At 62.0% G+C, this 26,642-nt stretch carries 19 protein-coding genes; 8 read left to right on the forward strand and 11 right to left on the reverse strand.

The genetic code is table 11. The features are described from left to right. Nucleotides 1-175 precede the first annotated feature (175 nt). Together QN222_RS06800 and QN222_RS06805 are read left to right on the forward strand one after the other, a co-directional pair. On the forward strand, nt 176-1,699 hold the full coding sequence (locus QN222_RS06800; protein WP_283963505.1) for a hypothetical protein: 1,524 nt from the start codon (nt 176-178) through the stop codon (nt 1,697-1,699). Nucleotides 1,700-1,817: 118 nt separating this feature from the next. Further along, on the forward strand, nt 1,818-2,024 hold the full coding sequence (locus QN222_RS06805; protein WP_283963506.1) for a hypothetical protein: 207 nt from the start codon (nt 1,818-1,820) through the stop codon (nt 2,022-2,024). 262 nt (nt 2,025-2,286) lie between these two features. On the opposite strand, the gene QN222_RS06810 is transcribed toward QN222_RS06805, so the two are convergent. After that, entirely contained in the window at nt 2,287-5,454 is a 3,168-nt protein-coding gene (locus QN222_RS06810; RefSeq protein ID WP_283963507.1) for an adenylate/guanylate cyclase domain-containing protein, read from the reverse strand. A 399-nt stretch (nt 5,455-5,853) separates the two neighbouring features. Here QN222_RS06810 and QN222_RS06815 point away from each other — a divergent pair, with 399 nt between their 5' ends. The 5 genes from QN222_RS06815 to cueR all read left to right on the forward strand — a co-directional run bounded on the left by QN222_RS06815 (nt 5,854) and on the right by cueR (nt 11,748). Further along, nucleotides 5,854-6,276 carry a hypothetical protein gene (locus QN222_RS06815; protein WP_283963508.1) on the forward strand — a complete coding sequence of 141 codons (423 nt, stop codon included), beginning with the start codon at nt 5,854-5,856 and terminating at the stop codon, nt 6,274-6,276. Nucleotides 6,277-6,310: 34 nt separating this feature from the next. After that, a complete protein-coding gene (locus tag QN222_RS06820; protein ID WP_284005319.1) occupies nt 6,311-8,191 on the forward strand; it encodes a hypothetical protein in 1,881 nt (626 codons plus the stop codon). A 192-nt stretch (nt 8,192-8,383) separates the two neighbouring features. Next, nucleotides 8,384-8,581 (forward strand): heavy-metal-associated domain-containing protein, encoded by a 198-nt coding sequence (locus QN222_RS06825; protein WP_283963510.1) that lies wholly within the window; start codon nt 8,384-8,386, stop codon nt 8,579-8,581. A 97-nt stretch (nt 8,582-8,678) separates the two neighbouring features. After that, a complete protein-coding gene (locus QN222_RS06830) occupies nt 8,679-11,276 on the forward strand; it encodes a heavy metal translocating P-type ATPase (protein WP_283963511.1) in 2,598 nt (865 codons plus the stop codon). 4 nt (nt 11,277-11,280) lie between these two features. Next, nucleotides 11,281-11,748: a Cu(I)-responsive transcriptional regulator gene (gene cueR / locus QN222_RS06835; protein WP_283963512.1), complete on the forward strand. Its 468-nt coding sequence runs from the start codon at nt 11,281-11,283 to the stop codon at nt 11,746-11,748. A 23-nt stretch (nt 11,749-11,771) separates the two neighbouring features. On the opposite strand, the gene QN222_RS06840 is transcribed toward cueR, so the two are convergent. The 3 genes from QN222_RS06840 to QN222_RS06850 all read right to left on the reverse strand — a co-directional run bounded on the left by QN222_RS06840 (nt 11,772) and on the right by QN222_RS06850 (nt 15,907). Next, nucleotides 11,772-12,521 (reverse strand): FkbM family methyltransferase, encoded by a 750-nt coding sequence (locus QN222_RS06840; protein WP_283963513.1) that lies wholly within the window; start codon nt 12,519-12,521, stop codon nt 11,772-11,774. Between the two features lie 116 nt (nt 12,522-12,637). Next, nucleotides 12,638-13,102: a cyclic nucleotide-binding domain-containing protein gene (locus QN222_RS06845; protein ID WP_283066659.1), complete on the reverse strand. Its 465-nt coding sequence runs from the start codon at nt 13,100-13,102 to the stop codon at nt 12,638-12,640. A 93-nt stretch (nt 13,103-13,195) separates the two neighbouring features. Continuing rightward, a complete protein-coding gene (locus QN222_RS06850; protein WP_283963514.1) occupies nt 13,196-15,907 on the reverse strand; it encodes an ABC transporter transmembrane domain-containing protein in 2,712 nt (903 codons plus the stop codon). 312 nt (nt 15,908-16,219) lie between these two features. Here QN222_RS06850 and QN222_RS06855 point away from each other — a divergent pair, with 312 nt between their 5' ends. Beyond that, nucleotides 16,220-16,888 (forward strand): class I SAM-dependent methyltransferase, encoded by a 669-nt coding sequence (locus tag QN222_RS06855; RefSeq protein ID WP_283963515.1) that lies wholly within the window; start codon nt 16,220-16,222, stop codon nt 16,886-16,888. Here QN222_RS06855 and QN222_RS06860 read toward each other — a convergent pair. The 7 genes from QN222_RS06860 to QN222_RS06890 form a co-directional block, all read right to left on the reverse strand. Then, nucleotides 16,866-18,029, reverse strand: coding sequence for a glycosyltransferase family protein (locus tag QN222_RS06860; protein ID WP_283963516.1), 1,164 nt, complete (start codon nt 18,027-18,029; stop codon nt 16,866-16,868). The genes QN222_RS06855 and QN222_RS06860 overlap by 23 nt on opposite strands. After that, nucleotides 18,026-19,273, reverse strand: a complete 1,248-nt coding sequence (locus tag QN222_RS06865) for a glycosyltransferase family 4 protein (protein ID WP_283963517.1) — start codon at nt 19,271-19,273, stop codon at nt 18,026-18,028. Before QN222_RS06865 ends, QN222_RS06860 begins: the two co-directional genes overlap by 4 nt. Nucleotides 19,274-19,277: 4 nt before the next feature. After that, nucleotides 19,278-20,492, reverse strand: coding sequence for a glycosyltransferase family protein (locus tag QN222_RS06870; RefSeq protein WP_284005320.1), 1,215 nt, complete (start codon nt 20,490-20,492; stop codon nt 19,278-19,280). An 82-nt stretch (nt 20,493-20,574) separates the two neighbouring features. Continuing rightward, nucleotides 20,575-21,750, reverse strand: a complete 1,176-nt coding sequence (locus QN222_RS06875; protein ID WP_283963520.1) for an ABC transporter permease — start codon at nt 21,748-21,750, stop codon at nt 20,575-20,577. Next, nucleotides 21,747-22,745, reverse strand: coding sequence for an ABC transporter permease (locus QN222_RS06880; RefSeq protein ID WP_283963521.1), 999 nt, complete (start codon nt 22,743-22,745; stop codon nt 21,747-21,749). The genes QN222_RS06875 and QN222_RS06880 overlap by 4 nt, the downstream gene beginning before the upstream one ends. Nucleotide 22,746: 1 nt before the next feature. Then, complete coding sequence (locus tag QN222_RS06885) at nt 22,747-24,648, reverse strand: ABC transporter substrate-binding protein (protein WP_283963522.1); 1,902 nt, start codon at nt 24,646-24,648, stop codon at nt 22,747-22,749. Then, nucleotides 24,645-26,540, reverse strand: coding sequence for an ABC transporter ATP-binding protein (locus tag QN222_RS06890; RefSeq protein ID WP_283963523.1), 1,896 nt, complete (start codon nt 26,538-26,540; stop codon nt 24,645-24,647). The genes QN222_RS06885 and QN222_RS06890 overlap by 4 nt, the downstream gene beginning before the upstream one ends. Nucleotides 26,541-26,642: the final 102 nt, after the last annotated feature.

Raw genomic sequence — 26,642 nt, forward strand, 5'->3', positions numbered from 1 at the left:
GACCGCTGGGCTAGCGCCAGTCCGCAATGGACCAGCGAGGGAGTGTCTGACCTTCCAGGCCCAAGATGCGTTGGCGCGCGCCGCCGTGAACGCGCAGGAAGGCGCTCATACCGAATCTTCTGCGCCGAAATAGTTATCGTTCAAATCAACTGCAACGTTTGGAAAGGGCATCCGCATGACTGAAACGCCCGGGAAGTCCAAAAGAGCTCCGACGAAGCTGGCAAGCGCTACCGCGAAGACCAAGACCGCGAAGACCAAGACCCCAAAGACGAATGCACCTTCCCCCCCATCCACTGGGACGGTGGGCTCGTGGGAGGACGATCCCGCAACGGCCGTGGGTCTGACGGTGCCGACACCAGATCTATCCAAGCTTCCCCTTGCGTTCTCGTTCCCAGCGGGGGGGCCGCCGCCTGCCATCTACGCACAAGGGACGTCTGAGTTCCGTTACTGGGCCACCGCGGCCGCGTTGAGGCGCTGCGCCGACTATTGGGCGCAGCGGGTACCGCTGACGCAATGGTACGGAGGGCCAAGCCTCAACGTCGTGCTCGACAACGGATTCGAACTCGGCGCAAACTACGACCGAGCCGCGTTGAACTTCTATCACGGTCCGGGTGTGACAGGAACGGTATTCACCTGCGAGAGCCCCGACGTAAGCTGTCACGAGATGGGGCACGCTGTGCTTGACGCTTTCAAGCCGGGGCTGTGGGGCGCCGCCAGCCAAGAGGCCGCGGCCTTTCACGAGTCTTTTGGCGACATCAGTGCCTTGATGTCGGCGATCCAGATTCCGTCGCTGCGGACCACGATCCTCACCGTCACAGGCGGGAACCTTTACACCAAGTCGCGTCTATCGAGACTCGCGGAGCAGCTCGGAAGCGCTCTTCGCGCCCAGGATCCCGACCTGGCCGAGGCGGACTGCCTGCGCAATGCGGCCAACTGTTTCAATTACCAGGATCCGACGACGCTCCCGAACATGGCCCCCATGTCGCAACTCTCTTCGGAGCCGCACTCCTTCTCGCGTATTTTCACTGGCGCCTTCTACGAAATCCTCGGAGCCTCGCTCGCCGCGAAGGCGGCCAACCCGGGGACACCGACCGAGGCGGAACTGCTTGCCGTCGCAAACGACCTCGCCGGGTTTCTCGTTCAAGGTGTGAAGTGGTCGTCACCAATCGTCACCAACTGCTACGCCCATGTCGCTGCTAACATGGTGATCGCGGCCCAGGCTGACCCTACTTATTCGTCGATCGCCAAGGGCGTGTTCGTGGGGAGAAGCATCCTTTCCCTGCAATCCGCGTCCTCGCTCCCAATGATGGCGAAGGTCAAGTCGCTCACCGCGGCGGCGAAATCGGCTACGCCCGAGCGAGAGCCGCTTCCGATGGTCGGGCTGCCGGCGTCCCAGTATGGCATCGACGGCGTGCTCTTCGTGGAGGCCGCGGCCGAGCCGCGCGATTTTATCGTCACCTCCGCCGGCTTCAATGCCGAGCCAATCACCCCCCCGAGCGGAACTGCGGCGGCCATGGCCTTCGTCGACGACCTCTTCATGCGTGGCCAGATCGACTACGGCGCGGTCGTTGACCCGGAACGCCGGCTGGTGCGCAACCACAAGAGCAAGACCCACGCACTCGTCAAGGTCGACGGGGGCGCGCGCCTTGAGCGCCGACTTTTCGACTGCGGCCTCTGCGCGCGCGGCGTCAGCCACTAGATCAATTCATTGTTTCATTGAAACGGCGAAATGATCTAACTCTTTGAAACTACGCAATTCCGGACGGAAAACCGTTACACACTTTTCCTGGAATTGCTCTAGAAAGGAGACGACGGCAGTGACGCAGAAGGAAATCCCGCCGGACCCTGACGTCGTCGTCCCCGATGACGAGCCATCAAAGGCGTTCGTCAGGGGACTCGTCGAGCGGGGAGAAGCGGTGCCGCCCACTCCCGACGGCAAGCTTCCGCCGCGCGCCACCCACATCATCGTCGGCGTGACCAGCGAAGGCCTGCCGATCGTGAAGCGGATGCGCTTCAGCGCGTAGTAGCTGCACCGACGGCGGCCACAACTCAGACCGTCGCCCTTACGGCCGATTACAAGTCGCAAGCGCTGGCGTGGAGTCGAGGGCGTTGTTGCCCAACAGGTCGGCCCGCAACGCTCCTCCCATCGCTCGGACGGCACAGGCATCGACCGATCCGTCAGCGAACCGCTCGGATTGACCGTTTGGTCGTCGCAGAACCCGAGATTGCTTCAAGTTGAGTGCTCGGCGACGGTATAACCACCGCCGTACCAAGGTCGTACATCCTTTATCCCTGGGGCGGATCCCATGAAAGCAGATCAAGTGACTGCTTAGCTCTCGCCTCCCATGCCTTTGCCCCCTGATCGCGTGCGAAAAAGATGGCCTCCTGAAACGATGCTTTAGCATCGGCGAGCCGGTCCGTCTGCCTTAGTAGTTCTCCGCGCAGACGAAGCAACTCGGCCGTGTAGTAATGCTCACCGGTACGGCCCGCGAGCTTCAGCCCCTGGTCGAGGACCGCCGTCGCCTCGTCAGTCCGTCCCATTCGAAGGTAGCTATCGGCGAGCACGCCAAGATAGTATGTCTTATCGACCTCCTGCTCTCCCATGTTGTCGCATATGTGCTTCATTTGCGCGAGGCCGGAGGCGTCTTGGAGACTTGCCGCCTTGGCCCACCCCGAAAAGAACGACGCGAAGTTGAGCCAAAGCTGGAACCCATTGCGTGTCGCGAGCGGCACGAGCTCGTCCACCAGCCTCTGAAGCGTCGCTACATCCTGGCGAAGAGACATCAGTATGCAGCCGTTACCCAGGCACGCAGCGAGGCGGTAGTCCGTTTGTTCGCGGGTCTCCATTTCAGCCGCGTGGAACAACTCAATGGCCGCGTCGGCCTCCCCAAGTATTTGCAGCGTCCACGAGAGATAGAGCATCGACATGCTTGGAAAGTCGCTTCCGACCTCATCAGCATGCTCGCGGTGCTCGAGGGCCTCCAGCAGCACCTCTCGCGCCTCCGGAAACCTGCCGCGCGCGAAGGCGCACATGCCTCCGAACTGCAGTCCGAGCACGAGGGCCTTCACATTACCATCCCTGCTGCCAATCTCCTTGAGCCGGTTGCTCGCCCATTCCGCGTCCGAGAACCGGGCCGAGTTGAACGAAGTTCCGAACAGGCCGTCCAGGGCCCGGATCGCTGCCTCCGGATCTCCGGTCGCCTCACTGAGCCGCATGACGTTCCGGTACGCGTCGCTGCCGTCCCCGGTCATGTAGCCGTATGCCGCGTAGAGGACGTCGCCCCTTTCGAGTTCAAGGGTCAGCTCTCTGCTGTCGCGCATCGTCGACGGCGGCATTCTGCGGACACATTCGATCCCTTTCGCGAACATGTTCGCAGCCTCGACCTTCGCCCACGTCGCCCCCAGCTTCCTGCCGGCCCTGAGCCAGTAGTCGGCGGCGCGCTCGAACTGCGTCGCCTCGTCGTAGTGCTGGGCGAGGATCTCGGGATGCTCCACGACCGTCCTCGGCTGGACGACCTCGATCGCCTTGGCGACGAGACCATGAAGCTCCCGCCGCCTCCCCCGAAGCAGCGCCCCGCGGGCGGCCTCCTGTAGCAGACTGTGAGCGAAGGAGTAGCGGGGCCAGTTGCTGAAGGGCTGCGGCGCGACGAGCCCGACGGCGACAAGACGTTCTATCTGCGGCCGCAGAACCTCGCTCGAGAGACCCACGACATGGGCGAGCGTCATCAAGTCGAATTCCCGGCCGATCACAGCGGCGGTCTGCGCGACCGTCTTGACGGCACCGAGCTTGTCGAGACGGGCCATGAGCGCGGACTGAAGGGAGACGGGGACATCAACGTCGCTCTCGGCCTTCGCCCCGGACCGACCCGACGTACAGGGAGCAAGCATGAGGGCCGATCGGGCGAGTTCCTCAAGATAGAGAGGAACGCCTTCGGCCTTGCTAAGAAGCGTCGAGACGACGCCGGGAGGCAGATGGCCCTCATCGACGACGTTCTGGACGAACTCGCCAGCCTCCTCGCGGGAGAACCGCTCGAGGGCAAGATGCACCGCGACGGCGTTGTCGAACGCAGCCTTGGTCTGCCTCTCGCGCGAGGTCACGAGGAGGAGCACCGGAAACTGCGCGACGTCATGCGCGAGCGTCTGGAGGAGCTTGCCGGAGGACGGGTCGATCCATTGCTCGTCCTCCACGAAGAGCATCAGGGGTCCGGCGCTCGCCAATTGCCGGAGCCAGTCCGAAAACACTTGGCTGATCGCGACCTCCTGCTGTGACGATGCCAGCCTGGACGGCTCGTAGTCCGGTTCGACCGCCAGAAGCCGTGTGAAGATCGGATACGAGACCGACAAGGGGACGGTGCTCGCCGACAGAGCGGCCCGCAGCCTTTCCGACGGCAACGGCGCGTCCTCGGTAATGCCAGCCTCCTGCCTGAGCAGCCTCAGGAACGGATAGAGTGCGCTGTTGGTGAAGGCGGAGGCGCACTGCGCAATGAGTGTCTTCGCTCCGGGAAAGCGCCTCCCAAGCTCGAAGAGCAGCCGCGACTTCCCTATTCCCGGCTCGCCACTTATCAACGCGACGCGCCCATGGCGGTCGGCTCGCACGGCGTGCCAGAGGGCCTCGACTGCCTGCAGCTCGCTTTTCCTACCCACCAGCGGTGTCGATCGGAGTTCACCCGCAAAGCGGTATCCCCTTGCGGTCGGCTTGAGGGCGCGCCGGATGTGGACGAGACTGCTGAAACCCTTCAGCGTCTTCCCGCCGACATCGGCGTAATCGAAGACGCCCGACGTCGCCTGGAACGTGTTCTCGTCGACGTAGATGCTATTCGGTTCGGCTATGGCCTGAAGTCGTTGGGCGAGATTTGGGACATGGCCAAACGCCACCGTCGAAATCCCGGCAGGCGCGCCCTCGATGTCGCCGACGACGACTAGGCCGCTCGCGACCCCAATCCTCACCCCGAGACGCGAACTGTCCGGCGTCTCTATCTGTGGCACCGCTGCCACGATGTCGAACGCCAATTGCATCGCCCGCTCGGCGTCGTTCTCCTCGGCCGCTGGAAAGCCGAACAGGACCTGCAGCGCGTCGCCGACATAGTTGGCGACGAAGCCCCCGTGCGATCTTGCAAGCGCGCTGCATCGCGAGAGGAATGTCTGCGTGAGCTGGCTAACGTCCTCGGGGTCGAGCCTGGAGGCATACTCGGTCGAACCGACCATGTCGCCAATCAGGATCGTTAGCTGGCGGCGTTCGACTGGAGTCCGATCACTGCCATGGGGCGGCACCGACCTGCCGAGCGCAGCGATCGCAGCGAGCAGCTTGCGGCGCGGGCCCAAGGGGATGCCTAGTTCGCGCAGATCCTGGTCGGATAGCAGCGCAAGCGTGTCGAAATCGATCTGCGCGTCGACGAATTTGTCCGCCAAATGCCGCAACCCGATCTCGGCCAGCCATGTGGTGACGTCGTTCATCGCCGGGTCCACCCAGTTGAAACGGAGCTGCAACTCAACTTGCGCATTTCTTCAGTTCAAGCTACTCTCCTAACCGATGTCATTCAACAACTTGAGTTTATTCTAGGCGCGGCCGCATGGTGCGACCGCGTATACTTGCAGTGCTGCGAGAACGTTTGGTGCGGTCCGTTGGTAGTGCATGGTATGGAATGGCGTAGGCGACGGGCCGGACCCTCGGCGGGCAGCACAGAGGGGGTCAACGTGAAAGCATGTAGGTTTTACTGGGCTATAGCCCTTTTCTCGTTGCTTGCGGCCTCGCCTGCATTCGCGGCCAACGAATGCCCCGGGGCAAGCCAGATGCCCTGGAGGGACTACCGCGGCGGGTCATTGGTCGCGCCCACGCCGGAGGAACGGCGCGACGTGATAGACCTGCTTTCCCAATATGCATGGACGATGGACAACCGCGATTTCAACGGACTGGCCGCTTTGTTCGTAGACACGGGGCAATACTTTCACTGCGACCCGGGCAATGTGAATGCCGTGCTCGCTATTTCGGCAGGATCGCTGGCCAAGCAATTCCAGACGATGTTCGCGAACCTCGCCGCTACGAACTCCAGCGCCACCCGGGTGCTTAGCAACATCCTGATTGGGAAGAGGGAAGACGGCACCTTCGAGGTTGCTCTGACGGTCCAGGTGAGCATTCAGACGATCGGGGTCAGCGCGGCACAACTCGACTACATGGCCAAGCTATACGCGACGATAACAAAGGACGGCGATCTGATGAAGTTCGTTATCCTCAAGGTCGCCCCGCTCCAGTCCGGGATCCAGGCCAGCGCGCGTTGACCATCTGCGCGGGCGGCAAACGAGGGAAGGCAACGTGGGGCGCCTCGTCCATCTCGCCGCAGCGATTGCGGTCGCTGTTTCTCTGCCGGATGGCCGGGAGATCCCAGCTCCGCGGGAGCTGCACGCCGGGCACATCGAGGAAGCGGGACCCTACTCAGCGCCTGGCCCAAAAGCCGCCACGGACGGTATCCGAACCGTGTCGCCATACGATCTTCTTCTTCGTTGGAACGGCGAGGTGTTGTGGGCCCCGGCGACGGCGAGTACCAATCCGGTGACGAAATTCGGTGACGAGGCCAGATCGGTGTTCGGCCCCATGCCGGACGGGGTCTGCACGGGGCCGAACTCGAGACCGATCGGTCTCGAGGTTGACGGAAACGCCGTAAGGCTTGAACCAAATCCCTCCAAGGCAGGCGCTCCGCTCGAATTTGTCCACCGTGACGTCGAAGGTCGCCTGGTGAAGTGGACGACTACCATCGATCGGTGCGACAAGCCTTCGCTCGCAGGCGACGTGACTTTCTGCGCAATGAACTCGCGGGTCGGCCGGGTCGCGCGTAGCCATGTACAGTGGTTGTTCCTCTGTCGGAAGTCGTCCGAGAGCCTGGAAATCGAGGCGGAGTCCTACTGGACGGAAACGGATCCGCGGTTCTCCCGGTACAGCGCGATCGGATTCAACGACGTCACGGGTGAAATCGCATTTCTCGACGGACGGAAGGACCGCTCCGCCTTCGACTGGAGGGAGCGCTTCCCCCCACCCGGCGGAGCGTCCTACGGCGACACCGTGGGGCGGCGCGCTGCTGAGGACCTGTACGACGGAGGCGCCAAGGTCGATTGCGTACTCTGTCATGACAACAAGAAGCCCACCGTCATCGATCCGCACATGCAACAGGCGAGGGTCGGCTATGTCGAGGGCAGACACGATCCGCGCGCCGTGTTCAGCATGGGCAACTTCCTTCCGGGGCGCGTCGCAAGGCAGGACCTGCCGTTTCGCGTGATCGGTTCGGGATATGCGGCCGTCCATGCCGGCACGCTACTTGACGCCAGGTCCGTCTTGATCAACGGCCATCCGTGCTCGGGCTGCCACAGCCTCACGACGCTGGAGTCGGGCCGCCGCTTCGCCGCCGACGCGACCGGAAAGACGCCTGTCATTCCGAACGCGACGGTGATGCAGAACGCGGCCCTCTTCGCGCAAAAGGTAGCGCTTGGGCTCGTGCAGAACCATAGGACCGAATGGGCCTCCGCCTCTGGAGCGGGCAGGATCAGTCCGTGGATGACACCCGAGCATGGTGGCAACTTGTGGAAAGGCGTGCGAGCACTCGATGACGAGGAATGGTTGCGTCTCAGCCAATGCGCCTGGGGCCTCGGTGGAAGCGAATGTAGATACAGGCCGCTGTTCACGCAGTGCCCGCCCCCGGGCGGCGGCGGCGACACCTTCGTGCCAGCGGGCTTTTCGGCCGATGTACTTTCTCATCCTGTCACTAAGAGCGGCGCGCAAAAGGTATTGCGCCTTTCCTGGAAGTACCTGAACGGTTACGGCTACGTGCCGGCCCGCGACGACGTACGCTTCAACGTGGCATTCGCGACGACGGACGTCCCGCTGGACCGCGGCCCACCGGCTCAGCAAGAATATCCAACGATTGACGAGGCGAAGGGCATTGGCTTCGTCGCAGCGGCAGGAGGCGTCGGCCGCTCGGGATCGGCGACGCTCCTGAAAGACGTTTCCTTCGCCGGACATAAAAAATGGACAGACCCCGTGCCGTCCAACATGGCGCGATTGTATACGGTGGATGTCCCGGCGGCCTGCGGGAAACGGTATCTTTTCAGAATTCTGCCCAAGCGGTTCTGCTTCGACCATTCGGGTGTCCGGTTCAGTGAAGCAGAATACCTACTCTACAAGGACATTGATTGCGGCAGATAGACCAGACGAGGTTGCTATCGCGTCGCAGCCTCTCGCCAGCCTTTCAGTGATGGAGAAGCAGGCTTTGGCACCGCTTCATTTTAGGTTTGCCCATCACCTGTCCAGCAGCAGAAATTTCCTGTGCTGCGCCCCTTGACCTTCCAACGATGGGAAGCCCCATGTTTCTCCTATCACGAAGCCAAGGAGACAAGCATGCAACGGTACAAGATTGACGAGATGAGCTGTGGCCACTGTGTCGGCACGATTGAAAAAGCCATCAGGGCGATCGATCCGGTGGCCAACGTCGAAGCCAACCTCGGAACGAAGGAAGTGCGTGTCGAAACGACCGCAGACCGCGGCGTCATCGTGGAGGCCTTGAAGGCAGCCGGTTACGATAGCCTGCCGCTGTAGAGGGTTCGGCGCCGGTCGCCCGACTAGCCCCGGGCGATCGTGCTCACCGTTTCAATGAAATGATCTAGTTCGCAGGTGCATTGCAAGGAGCGCGATCATGGGATCCGCGACAATAGTCCAAACGAAAAATGCCGAACCGATTGCCGGTGCCGCACGTACGGCCAGCATCGCCGTGGAGGGCATGACCTGTGCCTCCTGCGTCGCGAGAGTGGAAAAGGCCATACGCGCGGTGCCGGGCGTCGTGTCGGCTTCCGTAAACCTCGCGACGGAGCGGGCCGATATACGCTTCGGCGCGGCAGCGAACCCCGCCGATATCGTCAAGGCAATCGAGAATACGGGCTATGGGGCCTCTGAAGAGCTCATCGAGCTCGCGATTGACGGCATGACTTGCGCATCCTGCGTCGCCCGCATCGAGAAGGCGCTCAGGGTTGTGCCCGGAACCCTGGAAGCAAGCGTCAATCTTGCCACCGAGAAGGCTGCCGTTCGTGTCGTCAAAGGGCTTGCCTCGGTGGACATGCTGGTCGAAGCCGTACGGGGCGCCGGCTACGACGCGAGGCGCATCGCCGACAGGCAGGGCGTCGTCCAGGAAGCGGAGAAACGCGAACGGGAAGGCCGTCGCCTGAAGCTGTCGCTTACGATCGCCGCCCTTCTGACGCTCCCTATCTTCGTGCTCGAGATGGGATCGCATTTCGTTCCGGCAATCCACGATTTCGTCATGATCCGCATCGGCATGCAGGAAAGCTGGTATCTGCAATTCGTGCTCGCCTCGCTTACTCTCTTCGGGCCGGGTCTTCGCTTTTTCCAGAAAGGCGTTCCGGCGCTATTGAGAGCGGCGCCGGACATGAACTCACTGGTCGCGATCGGCGCGTTTGCGGCATGGGGTTACTCCGTGGTTGCAACCTTTGCGCCCGGTCTGCTGCCGGTCGACACCGCCAATGTCTACTATGAGGCGGCGGCCGTGATCGTCACGCTGATCCTGCTTGGCCGCTTTCTTGAAGCGCGCGCCAAAGGTCGTACGTCGGAGGCAATCAGGCACCTCATGGGGCTGCAGCCGAAGACGGCTCGCGTCATCCGCAATGGCGAGACGGTGGAGATTGCGATTGCCTATGTGCGTGCGGGCGACGTCGTTGTCGTCAGACCCGGCGAAAAGATCGCCGTCGATGGCGTGGTCGTCGAGGGCAGTTCCTATGTCGATGAATCGATGATCACCGGCGAACCGGTCCCCGTTCTGAAAGCGAACGGCGCCGAAGTCGTCGGCGGTACGATCAACAAGACCGGGGCCTTCAGCTTCCGCGCCACCAAGGTCGGAGCGGACACGGTGCTGGCGCAGATCATTCGCATGGTCGAACAGGCCCAAGGTGCAAAGCTGCCGATCCAGTCGCTTGTCGACCGCGTCACCGCCTGGTTCGTGCCCGCGGTCATGGCAATCGCCCTTGCAACAATCCTCGTCTGGCTCGTCTTCGGCCCGGATCCTGCGCTGACCTTCGCGCTCGTCAATGGCGTCGCCGTCCTGATCATCGCCTGCCCGTGCGCGATGGGGCTCGCAACCCCCACCTCCATCATGGTCGGAACCGGCCGTGCTGCCGAAATGGGCGTGCTCTTCCGAAAGGGAGAAGCGTTGCAGACGCTGCGCAACGCCGAAATCATCGCGATCGACAAGACCGGTACCCTGACCCGGGGCCGACCCGAACTGACCGATCTCGAAGCGGCTGCGGGCTTTGAAAGCAACGCTGTCCTTGCCCTCATCGCCAGCGTCGAAGCACGCTCGGAACATCCGATCGCGGAAGCCATCGTATCCGCGGCAAGGAACGCGGGTCTGACGATCGGCGAAGCGGAGCAATTCGAAGCGATCCCCGGTTTCGGGACCCGCGCCAAGGTTTCCGGCCACACCGTCCATATCGGGGCCGACCGGTTGATGGCGCGCGAGGGTATCGACGTCGCCGTCTTCGCCGATCCCGCCCGCCGCCTCGGTAACGAAGGCAAGAGCCCGCTTTACGCGGCGATCGACGGCAAGCTCGCGGCGATCATCGCCGTTGCCGATCCGATCAAGGAGACGACGCCGCAGGCGATCCGCATGCTACATCAGCTCGGCCTCAAAATCGCGATGGTCACTGGCGACAACCGCCGCACGGCAGAGGCGATCGCCCGCAAGCTCGGTATCGACGAGGTCGTCGCCGAGGTCCTGCCGGACGGAAAGGTCGCGACTCTGATGCGGCTGAAGGCGGAAGGACGCAACGTCGCCTTCGTCGGCGACGGCATCAACGACGCGCCGGCGCTCGCGGCCGCCGATGTCGGGCTGGCGATCGGCACGGGAACGGATGTCGCCATCGAGAGCGCCGACGTCGTGCTGATGTCCGGCGACCTCCTCGGGGTGCCGAATGCCATCGCACTTTCGAAGGCGACGATCCGCAACATCAAGGAGAACCTGTTCTGGGCCTTCGCCTATAACGTGGTGCTGATACCTGTCGCCGCCGGTGCGCTTTATCCGGCCTATGGCGTGCTGCTTTCGCCGATCTTTGCAGCCGGCGCCATGGCGCTTTCCAGCGTCTTTGTGGTCGGCAATGCGCTGCGGCTCAAGCGGTTCAGAAGCCTTCGCGGGAACCTGCCGCTTGTCGATAGCGCCGGGCAGGCCCTTGGCGCCTCGCAAGCGAAATTCCTATATCAGCGGCATACGCTGCCGCTAGAAGAAGGGTGATGTCATGAATATCGGCGATGTCGCGCGCGCCTCCGGCGTCTCGACGAAGATGATCCGCTACTACGAGACGATCGGGCTTATTCCTCCGGCGAGCCGCAGCGAATCCGGTTACCGCAACTATGGCGACAAGGACGTCCATACGCTGCGCTTCATCCGCCGCGCCCGCGATCTCGGCTTCACGGTCGAGCAAATGGTGGACTTGCTGGCGCTTTGGCGCGACCGCTCGCGCGCCAGCAGCGAGGTCAAGAAGATCGCGCTCGATCAAGTGGAAATCCTGGAACGCAAAGCCGAGGAACTGAAGGCGATGAGCCGGACGCTCAAGCACCTTGCCGCCCATTGCCACGGCGACGAGCGGCCGGATTGCCCGATCCTCGATGACCTCGCCGAAGCGAAAGTGAACTCCGCCAAGGCCCAGGAACCCGCCCGCTTCGGCCGAAACGGCATCGACCCGGTGCGGGTCAGATCACGATGATTCTGAGCCGCTGGTGAGGGGAATCATTTCGCGACAAAGAGTAGATCGAAGCCCCTGAACTCACGCCGGGATACCGACTTGCGCATCGCCGCCCAAATGGCGGACCGATTTTCGAGCCTGAAGCCGCGGAAGCTCCGGATCAGGCGCGCCGTGGCGGCGATCGTTCGCACAGCGCGGACAAAAGGCGGACCGGAGAGCGAGGCGGCGAGGATCTGCGGATGCACCGCGATCAGCACACCCGCGGTTCTCTTGCGGTCGATCGCCCGAAACTGGTCGAGCGCCTTGTATTCGTAGCCTTCGATGTCGATCTTGAAACAGAGCCGCTCCGTCCGTGCCATTCCCTGAAGGCCCGCGATGGTGACCGTTTGCGCCGTGACCGCCAGGCCGGTGTCGTCGGCAATCAGCGCAGAGGTTTCCGAACTGCCGAAGCCGCCGCCGACCGAGTGCAGCACCAGGCATTCGTCCTCTGAGAGAGCCGCGTTGAGTAGCTTCACGTCGCCCGCATTCTCGCGCTGCATCTCGGTGAGGATCTCGAAGCACACCGGATCAGGCTCGACGGTAATGACATTGTCTGCGATCTGCGCCGCCCAGTAGGGCGTTACCCCGATCCAGCCGCCGATATCGATGAAGGTGGTGGTAGCGTCGACGAGTCGCTCGATGTTGCGAAATGTGCCGGGCTCCCATTGTCCGCCTTGCAGTCGGGCAAAGAAGCGCGCCTTCTCCGGCTTGTCGGGAAAATAAACGGTTTTCTGAAAATAGGTTATCGCACGCATCGCGCCTCTTTAATGCATTTCGGGGCGACGTGTGAAGCGGCTCGCGCTCGGAACGTGGGTAAACAAAGTGTTAGGGCAACACCGCCCAGGCGTGAGGTTTAACGGCCCAATAGCGCTTACGCCTCCGCCCGCTGGGCACGGCTGCGCGCTTCGGTGAGTTCGGAGGTTGTCTGGCTGAGGCGGTCGGCGAGCACACGCATGATTTCCACCGCCATCTCCGGGAAGTCCGCCAGCAGTTTCAGGAAATCGTCCTTGCGAATGCGCAGCGCCTCAAGCGCCGTGCTGGTCTTGACAGTCGCTGTGCGGGGCGTGTTGCAGAGAATGGCGATCTCGCCGACGATCGAATTCTGCTCCACCTCGGCGACCTTCAATTGTCCGGTTGGCGTCGCAACCAAGACATCGGCTCTGCCGGAGAGGATCACGTAGGCCGCATCGCCGATATCGCCCTGATGAAACAGACTTTCTCCTGCGCTGTACATTACCCTGTCGGAGGTGAATGCCAGAAGTTTGAGCTTGGCTGGCGGCAAGCCGGAAAACAGTGTGATCCGGCGCAGCATTTCCACTTCGTCTTTTAGGAGCATGACAGTCCGTTTCTCCGAGTGTGTCGCGAGCATAAGCACCTCCCTCCCCTTGCGAACGGGAAAATATGCTTGCGCCCTCACATTAATATTACATCAAGATGCCAGTTCCTTGTAGTCGCTGTCTTTCGCAGCTGTTTCCACAGCTTCGTCGCTCACGAGATGGCCGTTTTCGAAGTGCGCCTGGCGGTCGAACAACTCGGAGAGAGCCGGATTGGCGAGAACCCAGACGATCGCCGGTTTGCGATCGTCCTGCCTCAGGAACGCAAAGACGTTGCGGGTGATCTGCTCCTGTGCCCGCTGGTCGAGAGCGAGCAGCGGTTGATTGAAGATGTAGAAATCGGACATGCGAATCAACGCACGCGCAAGGTTGAGCTTCTGCCGCTGGCCCGCCGTCAGCCGCTTGCCGCCGGCGCCGACGTCGAAGTCAAGTCCGAAGGCAAGCACGTTGTTGTAAAGTCCGAGCGATTCGAAGAGGTCGCGCACGATCGCGCGGATCCTCTCGGAGCCGTCGGTGTGCCTGTGGCCGATGCGGCCGAAAAGCACGTTATCGATGATGCTGGCCGACGCGATATAACGGTTCGGCTGATAGTGCTCGATGATACCGACGAGATCCTCGGGCAGGCCTTCGCTGAACTCCCGCCGCGCCTCGACGATCTGAGCCATCAATTCTTCGGACAGCAGACCGAAGCGATGGCGTGGCTCGATATAGCCGAAGCACAGCCGGATGATCTTGATGGCATCATCCTCGGAAACGTCGTCGATTGCCCGTCCCCTCACCTTCTGGAGAAGCGCTTCATAGGTCGGGATCTCTTCCGCCGCCATAAAGGTGAGTTGCTGGAAGAACGGGTGGTCGGGAGGCAGGTCACGGAACAGTTCGACGACGTTGCCGGCGATTTCCAGCCCCATTTCGTAGAAGTTCTCGTGCAGGCCGGCCCTTTTTAAGACCGTCTTGAAGAACGGGTGGCTTTCAAGTGCCTTTTCCCAACGCGCCTGATTGGTCACCGTCCCGAAGAGCAAGTTTTCGCCGACCGTCGCCTCGACATTGTAGGAGCCAGGCTCGAAGAACACGACGAGATCACTGAGTTTCTCGGCCTCGAGGCGCCTGCGAAGGGCCCCGCGCATGTCCACGATTTCACCCGCAAAAGCTTCGTGCTGCGCGGGATTGATGGTCGAGCGGACGGCAAGCGCCATGATGTCGTTTGTGAGAAGCGCCGTGTCGAGCACCTCTCTGACTTTTGCGAAGAGATCATCCGGCCCAGTCGCACCTGCGGCCCCGTAATCGATCCAGTCACTGTTGACGTCGAGCGAGGGATTGCCGGCAAGTTTTGCTTCCAGCAATTCCCACCGACGGTGGGCGGCCTTGTCGCCCTCGTAAACCACCTCTGTGAGCGGCGCGTGCTTGAGGCCGTAAAGCAGATTGTCGCCGAGGCTCCCGTGGAAGATGTAGACCTCCGACGAGGCGTAGGAGATTCGCCGTCCGACGACCGATTCCGGCAGGTCGTGGATATCGTCGTCGCCGACGACGATCCTGCCGGTTTCCGGCCACGTCAGCCGCCCGAAGGCCTCGGCGAGGGCCTCTCCTCCGCCGGTAGAGCCGCCCGTGATCGCGATGGCCTCGCCGGGATGCACCTGCAGCGATACGTGTTCCACGACCTTCGAACCGCCGTCGTCGGACACGGAAAGATTGACGGCTGCAAGAGCCCCGGTGATCGGCGCCACGGAGGTTACCGCGATCGCCTGGACACTGGGATCGATCAGCGGCTCGACGCTGAACTGGTCCACGACCTGGGCGTATTTGACCTGCACGTCCTGGCGCGCCTGATCCCAATCGATGAGTTCTTTCAGCGGTCCCGGCAGGTCCTTGTAGGCACCGATCACCGCAACAAGCTGGCCAATATCGAGCCGGCCCTGGAGCGCAAAGTAGCCTCCGATTGAGTAGAACAGGAACGGTGTGACCTGCGCCAGGAAGTTGTTCAGGAACTTGACCAGGAACTTCCACTGATAGAGATCGTAGCGGATCTTGAATATCCGGCCGAGGCGGGCAGCAATGTCGGCTCTTTCATAGTTGGACGTGTCGTGCCCGCGAATGGTGCCGATGCCGTCAACGATCTCGCTGACCCGGCCCGACAATTCACGCGCCGTCAACTGGCGCTCGCGGCCGAGCACGAGCAGGCGCCGGCGCATCCGTGGAATGATCACCGCCTGTATCGCGACTATGAAGGCGGCCACGAGACCCAGCCACAGGCTCTGGAGCAGGATGAAAATCAGCGCCGTCAAAGCCTGGCCGCCGAGGAGCGCCGGCTGCACGAAGGCATCGCCGGTGAACCCGCCAAGAGGCTCGACCTCGTCCTTGATCATGGTCGAGATTTCGGCGGGCTTCACGCGCTTGAAGTGGCTCGGCGGGAAGCGCAGCACGCGGTCGACGAGCTCGAAGCGGATGCGCCGCAGGAGGCGCTCGCCGAGCCGGCCCTTGTAGGTATTGATGTAGAACTTGAAGAGTCCGTTGATGATGACGAGCAGCAGGAAGACAAGGCTGAGGGCAAGCAGCATTCCCTCTCGCTCAAGTTGAAAGCCCGAAAACAGATTGACTTCGCCGAAACCTGGCAGGCTGAAGGAAATCGGCAGGAAGGCCTGGGTCGCCTCGGGCCCTTCGAAACCCTCGCCCTGAATCGGCCCGTTGACGATCTGCTTGGGAAGGTCGAAGGACAGGAAATAGGGTACCATCGACAGCGCGACGACCAGCAGGATCCAAAGCTGCTGCTTGCGCGTGTGAGTCCAGATGTAGCGGGAAAGACGTGTTTCCATGTGCTGGCAATGTGACCTAACTTAAATACGGGATCGCCGGGCCGGTAGGGTCGGCAGACTCCTGTCGCAAATGGTTCCAGTCCATCAAGTCTTCAATGGACTCGCGCTTCATCCACGGAATCGTGACTGCCCGGCATGAGAGCAGAGCCTTGCTCCATGTCAAGCGGACGCGAACCACGAGTAACATCCGTCGAACAGATCGCCCCTTCCGCAAGGCCCGAACGGTTCCTTGCAGATGTCGCGAGCATCCGCCGCCCGAGGTTCACTCGCGCGTGGCTTGCACTCGCCTACCCGTAAGCTTACAACAGCCTCATGATGCATGCCACCCATACTCCCCCCGAAGATTGGCACGAGAACGCCTATGATCTCGTGCGCGGGATCGCCGCCTACTCCGGCAGCGCCGTGGTGGCGGGTATAAGCAGGGTGATCGCCATGCACCGGGACGCGGACATCGCCAACGCGTTCAACTACAAGCAGGTCGGCTGCAAGATCTGGGCGCGGGACAAGCTGCTCGAAAGCGCCGGCCCGGCCTTCAACCGTATAGCAGTGCTTGGCGGCTGGTACGGCATTCTGCCCGCGATGCTCTTCGAAGACGCGCGTTTCAACATCGGCGCCATTGACAGCTATGACATCGATCCTGCCGTGGAGGAGGTCGCACGCACGCTGAATTCAGCCCATGGCGATCGTTTCCGCGCGATCACGGCGGACATGTATGCGCTCGACTATCGGACAATCGGAGCCGACCTGATCGTCAACACGAGTTGCGAACACATTGGCGATCTCAAGCGCTGGCTTGCGCTCCTTCCTTCGGGCACTCGCGTCCTGCTTCAGTCAAACGACTATTTCAGCGAACCGACGCATATAAGCTGCGTCTCCTCGCTCGAGGAATTCCAGATGCGGGCCGGTCTTGCGACGCTCGATTTCGCAGGCGCGTTGCCGATGAAGAAATACAATCGCTTCATGCTGATCGGGACGGTCTGACCTCCCGCCGTTGCAGCTCTTCCCTGAGGATCGTCGCCGTCCTGGCAGCGCCGGTGAGATCGAGCGGCGGAATCTGCGGCTTTGGCCGGATCAGCATCGCCTCGATGTCCAGTGCGAGGCGTTCGGACGTTATGCCTTCCTCCGGCAGAACACCCGCAAGGCCGAGCCTTTCGAGCCTTGCTGCGCGTGTGCTCTGCTCGGTTTCACCGCCCGCGGTGAAGGGGATAAGCAGCGAGCCGCAGCCGGCGCGAAGAATGTCGCACACGGTGTTGTATCCCGCCTGCGAGACGGAGAGCCTGGCGCCCGCGAGCAGGCTTGCAAAATCCTGGCGAAAGCGGAAGAGGCTGACCCCGTCGGGCGCCGCAGCGGCGAGAGCATCGAAATCGCTCTGCGGCAGGTTGGGCCCGGTTACGAGACACCAGCGAAGCGTTTTCGGCAGCACCGTTGCGGCCCCAAGCGCCGCACTGATCAGATCCTTACCGACAGCGCCACCACCCGCCGAGACCACGATGTCGAATTTCTCATTCGCTTCAGCCGGCGGCGCTGGTGCGACGAGCCCCGTGTAGGCAACCTTTTCGGCGATCTCGTCCGCAAGCGGGAAGGTCTCCTCGAGACGGGCAAAGGCCGGGTCGCCGTGAACGAGCACAAGATCGAAATGCGTCTTGACCAGTTCCACGGTCTCCTCGGCACGGCCGGGTTTGACCCGTTCCTGCAGAATATCGCGCAGCGAGGTCGCCACCAGCGGCCGCGACTCCATTGCCGCAATGGAATCGAGCAGCGGCAGCAATTCGAAGCGCATCTGCCTGCGCCCGAACGGGAAGGCCTCGATGATGACGACATCGGGCTTCGAGGCATGCAGCGCTTCGATCAACAGATTTTTGCGGCGCTGCTGGAAAGCGTCCGTGACCGGATTACCGTCGGCATCGCTGAGACCGGAGAAGCCCTTGTCGCCGGCCGCGACCGGCGGCAGCGCGATCGTCGCCAGGCCCTCGCCCGGAAACCCGGGAATGGGTGCGCCGCCCGTTACCATCGTTACATCGAACCCATCCGCGGACAACGCCTTCGCGATGCGGCTCGCCCGCGCCAGATGCCCGATGCCAAGCAGATGCTGCACGTAAAAGAAGACGCGACGCTTGCTCACGAGGCTTTGCTCCACTCGCTTTGAAAGAGCCCGATCAGTTGGCTGACGCTCGAATGATGGTCGAACTCGGCGCGAACGCGCTGTTCGGCAGCATCGCCAAGCCGCCGCCTGAGATCCGGATCGCGCACCAGCCGTTCGAGCGCCAGGGCAAGCGCCCGCGGATCCTCGGGCGGCACGAGCAGACCGTTCTGATGGTCCGTCAGCAATTCCGGAACGCCCGAGACGGATGTCGAGACGCAAGGCAGCCGCTGGCTCGACGCTTCCACCAGAACGTTCGGCAGGCCGTCGCGATCACCGTTGGCCGCAACCCGACACGCCAGCGCGAAGATGTCGCTGTCGCGGTAATGCTGCAGCACGTCGGTCTGGTCGAGCGCACCCTTCCAGCGGACCCGTTCGGCAAGACCAAGTTCGGTCGCAAGCGTCTTGAGGTCGCCGGCCAGTTCGCCTGCGCCGATATGATCGAAGCGCCAGTTGAGATCTTCCGGCAGCAGCGACAGCGCCTTCAGCAGGATGTCGTAGCCCTTCTTGGCGACGGCGCGTCCGACGCTGACGATTCTGACAGGGTCGGCCGGGTCGGAGCCGTCGCGACGGGAGTGATCGCCGCCAAAGACCGGGAAGCGGTCGAGATCGAGGCCATGATAGCTCAGGTGCACCCGGGCTTTCTCGAGTGTCAGACTTTGCAGGTGCTCAAAGCCGCTGCGCGTACAGGTAACGGTCCAGCGGGCGCGGTCGAGTTTTCCGGAAAGCTCCCAGTTGGACGACGTCCAGATGTCCTTGGCATGCGCAGAGCAGGTCCAGGGGATGCCTGCGATGATGCTGGCATAGGCGGTCACCGAAGCGGGCGTGTGAATGAAATGCGCGTGAAGCCAGGTCGCCGCGCCCGGCCATTCGGCGACCAGCACCAGCGCCTGACCGAACCGCCGGAAGCGGTTGCGCGATGGATCACGCACGAGATCCGCGAGGAATGGGCCAAGCGCGCACCAGAAGCCAGCCTTCGGCATCAACCGGAGCATGGCGCGAAGCACGCGCCATGGCTCCTCATGCAGATATTCCGGCAAATAGTGGACGTCGGCACGGATTTCGTCGTGCACGGGATGACGCTTGCCATCGGTCGGACGGCGGAGCGCGACGAGAACCAGTTCGTGCCCGGCCTTTTCGAGGCCCAGCAGTTCCTGTGCTATGAAGGTTTCCGACAGGCGCGGATAGCCTTTCAGGATGACGGCAATCTTGCGATTTCGCGACACTAGCTCAGCTCGTCTGCTTCACGATGCTCAGGTGCTCTTTCGATCGGTGATCGAGCCAGCTGCCGACGAGCTCGGAGATGTGGACAAGGCCTTCCAGCCTCAGGCCATTGGCGGCGCGCGAGGGGGGCGCACGCCCCGGCAAAGCCTTCAACGCGGCCGCGAACCGCAGCGGATCCTCGGCCTCATGGGGAAGCAGCATCTGGACGAGGCCAAGCTCAGATGCGCGTCGAGCCCGGATCAACTGCTCCTCCCGCGGCTCGAGACGCGGCACGATCAAGGCCGGCTTGTCGAAGGAGAGAATCTCGCAATAGGTGTTGTAGCCGCCCATCGAGACGACCCCTCTGGCGCCGGCGATCAGTTCCTCCATGCGGTTGTCGAACTCGATTATCTTGATAAAAGGGATGCGACCGCCCTTCTTGATCAGCTTGTTGCGCTGCTTGGCGGGCATGTAGGGTCCGAGCACCACGAGGGCGTTGTGCGTCAGTTCGGGGTCCTGCTGATAGGCGTGGATCACATCATGAATGAGCTCGGCGCCGTCGCCGCCGCCACCGGTGGTGACGAGGATATAGTCGCCCTCCGGCCTGTGGTCAGGCAGTCCGTCATGCGGCACGCCTCGCTGCAGAAAACCGACGAAGTTCATGCGTTCGCGCACCGCCGTGGGCACGTCAAGGCCCACAAGCGGATCGTAAAAATCCGGCGGACCATAGACCCAGATCGTATCGTAGAACTGCTCGATCTTGCGCATGGTGTCGCGACGCTTCCATTCGACTTCGAGCAGGTGCGGTGCGTCCATGATCTCCCGCAGCCCAAGCACCAGCTTCGTCCCATGGGTCTTCAGGTAGGTGAGCGTATCCTCGACCTCGCCGCGCAGGCCCATGGGCTCCTTGTCGACGATGAAGATGTCCGGTTTGAACGTCTCGGCCGTCGAGCGGATGATCGACTGGCGCATCTTCAGCGTCTCGTGCAGTTCGATGTGCCGGTCGAGCGAGGTGTACTCACCGTTTCTGAGCTTGATGACGCTCGGAATCTTCACGAAGTCGACGCGCGCACGATAATCGAAAGCCCCCGCGATCGTGGCGCCGGAGATGATCAGGACCTGCAACCCGCTATAGTCTTCCACGAGCGCATGCGCGATCGTCCGACAACGCCTGAGGTGACCGAGGCCGAAAGTGTCGTGGCTGTACATGAGGATCCGGGCATCCTCGAAACGCCGTACCATGCGAAGAACCTTTCGCTCATTATTGGAAGGGCCTGCAACAGGATGCAGGGCCCGCGGGCAGTCAAAGGAAAATGTGCCGGCCTTATTTGTAGGGATCGGCGGCGTCGCGCAACCCATCTCCCAGGAAGTTGAACGCCAAAATCACAAGAATGACTGGTATAGTCGGAAACAGCAGCCAGGGATAGAAAGCAATAACGCTGACGCTCTTTGCCTCCGTCAGAAGGATGCCCCAACTCGTTATCGGCGGGCGCAAGCCCAACCCGAGGAAGCTCAGCGCTGTTTCGCCAAGGATCATGCCGGGAATCGAGATCGTCGCCGTTGCAATAAGATGGGACATGAACCCCGGCACGAGGTGGCGCCCGATAATGCGGCTGCTTCTTGCGCCCATCAGCTGCGCCGCAAGCACATAGTCCTCCTCGCGCAGCGCAAGCAGCTTGGAGCGGACGGCACGTGCGAGCCCGGTCCAATCGAGAAGCCCCAGGATCACGGTGATACCGAGATAGATGAGCAGCGGACTCCATGTGGCCGGCATGATCGCCGCAAGCGACAGCCATAGGGGAATGCTCGGAATCGACTGGAGCACCTCGATCAATCTCTGGACCAACAGATCGAAAACGCCGCCGTGATAGCCGGCAAGCCCGCCGATGACGATGCCGAGCACGAAGCTCACGGTAATGCCGAGAAGGCCGATCGTCAGTGAGATCCGCGCGCCGTAGATGATACGCGACAGCACGTCGCGCCCGAGCCTGTCGGTGCCCAGAAGGAAGAGCTGACCGCCCTCTGCAGGACAGATGAGATGCAGGTTGCTCTCGAAGAGTCCCCAGAAACGATACGTGTCGCCGCGGCAGAAGAATCGGATCTGCTGGATGTCCGAAGGATTGTCGGCATAGTTCCGCCTCAGCGTTTCCATGTCCAGCGTCATCGTCCGGCCATAGACGAAGGGGCCGACAAATGCGCCGTCATGGAAAAGGCGGACAGCCTGCGGCGGCGCGTAGATGAAATCGACGTTGCGCGTATGCAGGTTGTAGGGCGCCAGAAACTCGCAAAAGAGGATCATGACGTAGAGAGCTGCCAGGAAAATGCCGGAGGCGAGCGCGACCTTGTGACGCTTGAACTTCCACCACATCAGGCGCAACTGCGACGCCTGGTTCACGCGCACCTGCTCCTCCGTCATCACCTCGACGGAATAGGGATCGAACGGGGCGGTCGACACATAATGCGGCAGGGGTTCGCCGGGCGCCGGTATCGGTGACGTCACTTCGTACTCCTGCCTTGCAGACGGATTCTGGGATCGAGAACGGCGAGCGCAAGATCGGATATGAGCACGCCGATGACCGTGAGAAATGCGAGAAACATCAGGAACGAGCCGGCGAGATACATGTCCTGGCTCTGCAGCGCCTTGATCAACATCGGTCCCGTCGTTTCAAGTGACAGGACGATCGCCGTGATTTCCGCGCCGGAGATGATTGCCGGCAGAATCGAGCCGATATCGGAGATGAAGAAGTTGAGCGCCATGCGCAACGGATATTTGAGCAGGGTCCGTGTAGGCGACAGTCCCTTCGCCCGAGCGGTGACGACATATTGCTTTTGAAGCTCGTCGAGCAGATTGGCCCTGAGCCGCCGGATCATGCCGGCCGTTCCCGCCGCACCTATGATGATCACCGGTATCCACATGTGCTCGAGCATCGACCTGGCCTTCGCCCAGCTCATCGGCTCCGAAAGAAATTTCTGGTCCATGAGATGGCCGATCGAGGTACCGAACCAGATATTGGCGAAATACATGAGAATCAGCGCCAGCATGAAGTTGGGCACGGCGATGCCGATGAGGCCGATCAGCGACAGCCCGTAATCCCCCCAGCTGTATTGGTGCGTCGCGGCGTAGATGCCGATCGGAAATGCTATTATCCAGGTCAGGATAATGGTGAAGAAGGAGACAAGGATCGTCAGCCACAGCCGGTCTCCGACGACTTCGCTCACCGGCAGTTCATATTCGAACGAATAGCCGAAGTCGCCCTGCAGCATGCCGCCGACCCAATAGATGTAGCGAAGCAGCGGCGGTTGATCGAAGCCGTATTCTTTGCGCAGAGCTTCGATCTGCTCCATGTTGACGCCTTCGCCCTGCGCCCTGATCTCCGCGACGTAACTCTCGAAATAGTCTCCCGGCGGCAGTTCGATGATGGTGAACACCAGGGCCGAGATAATGAGGAGGGTCGGGACCATCGCCGCAATACGCCAAAGAATGTATCGCAGCATGTCAGGTGTCCTGTTCAAGCCAGAAGGTGTCGGGATTGTAAACGCCGAAATAGCTCGTCGGGTCGAAGCCGAAGAGCGCCTTTTCCGGCACATTGCGAAGTTTCGTGGAGACGACGATCGGCTGCAGCGATGCATTGACGAGACCGATCGAGAAGACCTGGTCGGTGTAGATCGATAGCATCGATTTCCAGATCTCTGTCCGCTCCGCGTCGGTGCTCGAATGCCGCCAGCGCTTGAGCAGGTCGAGGAGCTCGACCACAGGCGGCAGCTCCGGCGCCTCTCCCATTTCGCCGTGCGACAGGTAATTGAGCCCCCAGACGGGCCACTGCAACTGGTCGTCCGCCGTCGGTGCAAGCTGGCCGGGATTCATGTCCGCGGTCGGAACGCCGTTGTCGATGCCGAACCACATGGACATGATGATCTCGCCACCGACCGCACGGCTGCGGAAGGTGTCGCGCTGGGAGGTGCGGATAAAGAGCGAAATGCCGATCTTGTGCCAGTAGTCGGTTATCAGCTGCAGAACATCCGTCTCGAGCGTGCTTTCACCTGCCGTCTCCACGACGATTTGCGCCGCCCGTCCGTCCGGCAGGATGCGAATCCCGTCACTGCCGCGCTTTGCCAGCCCCGCCTCGTCGAGCAGGCTGTTGGCTTGGTCCGGATCGTGGGCTACCCAGGCGCTTGCAAATTCGGGACGGAACAGCGGGCTATCCGGCAGCACCGTATCGGCGCTCTCCTTGGTCAGGCCGTAGAAGACCGCCATATTGATTTCGCGCCGGTCGATCGCCAGCGACAACGCTCGCCTGACGCGGACGTCCTGCAGCAGCGGACGCCATACCGGATCGGAAGCATTGAGATTGGGAAGCAGTGCCAGACGCGACCCCTGCGTCTTCTTCCACAGCTTGACCGTTATCGGATAGCGCTTCTCGGCATCCTTCAGGAAAGTGTAGTCGACAAAATCGATGCCCGCCGCCTGGAGATCGCTTTCACCCGTGCCGGTTTTCGCCGGGATGAGCGATGAGGAGCTAACGTTCAACACGAACTTGTCGATGTAGGGCAATTGCAGGCCGTTTTCGTCGACCCGGTGGAAATACGGATTGCGCTCGAAGATGAACTGCTCGGCGGGAAGCGGCGTGGTGTTCCGCCAGGGATCGAGCGTCGGCAAGTCGGGGTTTTCCGGACGATAGGAGCGTGCCATGCGCATGTGCAATTGGCTCCACTTCTTGACCCGCTCTTCCTTCATCGTTGCCTTGAGCTTGTCCTCTTCCTGGTACTTCTTGTGGAACTGCTTGAGGTAAGCGGACGGCATGGCGATGACCAACGGCTGCGGAGCGGCGAGCTTCTGCAGGAAATCCGGGTTCGGCTTCGTCCAGGAATAACGCACCGTCCGGTCGTCGATGATCTCGAACTTGCCCGCCTCGCCATCCATGACCAGCGCCGTCGGGAGCCCCGCCGGAGAGAGGTCCTCGTTGAGCAGCACGTCCTCCCAGCAGTAGCGGAAGTCTTCCGTCGTTAGCGGCGTTCCATCCGACCACTTATGGCCCTCGCGCAGACGCAGGGTAAAGATGCGGTCCTCGACCGTTTCGTAGCTTTCGAGAACGTCGGCCTGAAGGTTCAGCTGCTCGTCGAAGCCGACCAGCCGGGAATAGCCGTTGACCGTCATCAGGCGGATGTCCTTGGCGCTGCCGATGAGGCTGCGGATCTCGCCGCCATGCCTGCCGGGCCTGCGCCCCATGGCCGCAACATTGATCACGCGCGGCGTTTTCGGCAGCCGCTCATTGAGCGGAGGCAGCTTGCCTTCCGCGACCAGCGGCGCGAGCGCCTCAGCCTCGGTCCCCGCCGCCAGCAACCGCGGCGGCAGAACAGTGGAAGCCAGCATCGCCAGCGCGGTTCTTCGGGTGATCATGGGCGTAGCTCCCTTGCATCCACCGACTTTCGGGCAAGGACGAAATGCTCGCCGCCGAGATTCGCAGGAAAGAGGGCGTCTTCCTCACCATCGTCCGAGAACTGTACTCCCCACCGGCGCTTGTCCGAGCCTCCGCTTGCCTGAAGGGCGTCGAAATCGAGCTTCCGGTCGAGATCGGGATAGGGCACGGCCGCCAGCAAGGACTTGGTATAGGGGTGTACGGGATTGCGCATCAGCGCCTCACGCGGCGCCAGCTCGACGATCCGGCCGGCGCACATCACCGCGATCCGATCCGCCATATAGTCCACCACCGCCAGATTGTGCGAAATGAAAAGCGACGTCAGCCCCAATTCCTTCTGCAAATCCTTGAGAAGGTTGAGAATCTGGGCCTGCACCGAAACATCGAGCGCCGAAACGGGCTCGTCGCAGATCAAGAGCTCCGGAACGAGCGCGAGCGCGCGGGCGATGCCGATGCGCTGCCTCTGGCCGCCGGAGAAACTGTGCGGATAGCGGTTGATGAAACGCTGGTCGAGGCCGACGGCCTGAAGCAGCGAGCGAACGGTCTCGATCCGCGACTTCGCCGTTCCACGCCCGTGGATCTCGAGCGGCTCACTGAGAATGTTCTTGACCGTCATGCGCGGCGACAGCGACGAGACCGGGTCCTGGAAGACCATCTGGATTTTCGCGCGCAGCTCCTTCAGCGCCGTGCCGTCGAGCTTCAGCACGTCGACCGCCCCGCCGCCGTCATTGTAGGTTATCGACCCTGAATCCGGCGTCACCGCCCGCATCAGGATCTTGCTCACCGTCGTCTTGCCGCAGCCGCTTTCGCCGACGAGGCCGAGGCATTCGCCGCGGCGAATATCGAAGCTGACATTGTCGACGGCGCGGTGCTGGGAAGCGCCGCCCTTGCCGCCGAACCAACCCGAGCTGCGGGTGGTGAAGGTTTTCGACAGGTTACGGACGGAGATGAGAACGTCGGAGTTGGAGGTCTTTCGCGCCGGTCGATTTCCGAGAAGGTTTTCAGCCTTGACCGGCACCTCGCGCAGCGCCTTCAACCGCTCGCCGGGCTTCATGTCGAAGTGCGGCACAGCAGCCATCAGTCCCTTCAGATACGGATGCTGCGGGTTGCGGAAGATCGCATCGACGGGCCCCGCCTCGACGATATCGCCGTGATAGATGACGACGACTTCGTCGGCCATATTGGCGACGACCCCGAGATCGTGCGTGATCAGCAGCATGGCCATGTTGAGCTTGGCCTGAAGCTCGCGCAGGAGCTGCAGAATTTGCGCCTGCACCGTAACGTCGAGTGCGGTTGTCGGCTCATCGGCAATCAAGAGCGCCGGCCGGCAGATCAACGCCATGGCGATCATCGCGCGCTGGCGCATCCCGCCGGAAAGCTCGAACGGGTACATATCGTAGGCGCGCGGCGGGTTGGAGAATCCGACATAGCCCAGTAGCTGCTCGGTCCTCGCTCTCCGCTCTTCCTTGTCCGCGTCCGTATGTATCGCCAGCACCTCGGAAATCTGGTTCCCGATCGTGTGGAGCGGCGACAGCGAGGTCATCGGCTCCTGAAAGATCTTGCTGATGCGCGCGCCGCGAACGGCCTGGATATCGCGCCCGTCAGGCTCGAGCGAGAGCAGATCGACAGGCTTGCCCGCGACCGCGGGGTCGTTGAACAGGACTCGTCCGCCAACCCTCGCAACGCTTGGCAAAATGCCCATGATGGCCTGGCTGATCGCCGACTTGCCGGATCCGGACTCACCGACGAGCGCAGTGACCTTCCCTGGAAGAATCCTGAAATTTGCTCCCCTGACGGCTTCCACTTCACCGCCGAGCACCGAGAATGTGATCCGCAGACCCTCAACCCGCAGCAGGTCCGCCCCTGATGTCATTGCAGCACGCTTCCCTCACTACCCCAGAGCGCCGTACGTTGTCCCAAAACGCACATGGACGCTCTCCTTCTTTGGTTCTACGCATCGTTTCCATCGAAGGGC

This window comes from Sinorhizobium sp. 6-70 (assembly GCF_030124375.1).
Classification (GTDB): domain Bacteria; phylum Pseudomonadota; class Alphaproteobacteria; order Rhizobiales; family Rhizobiaceae; genus Sinorhizobium.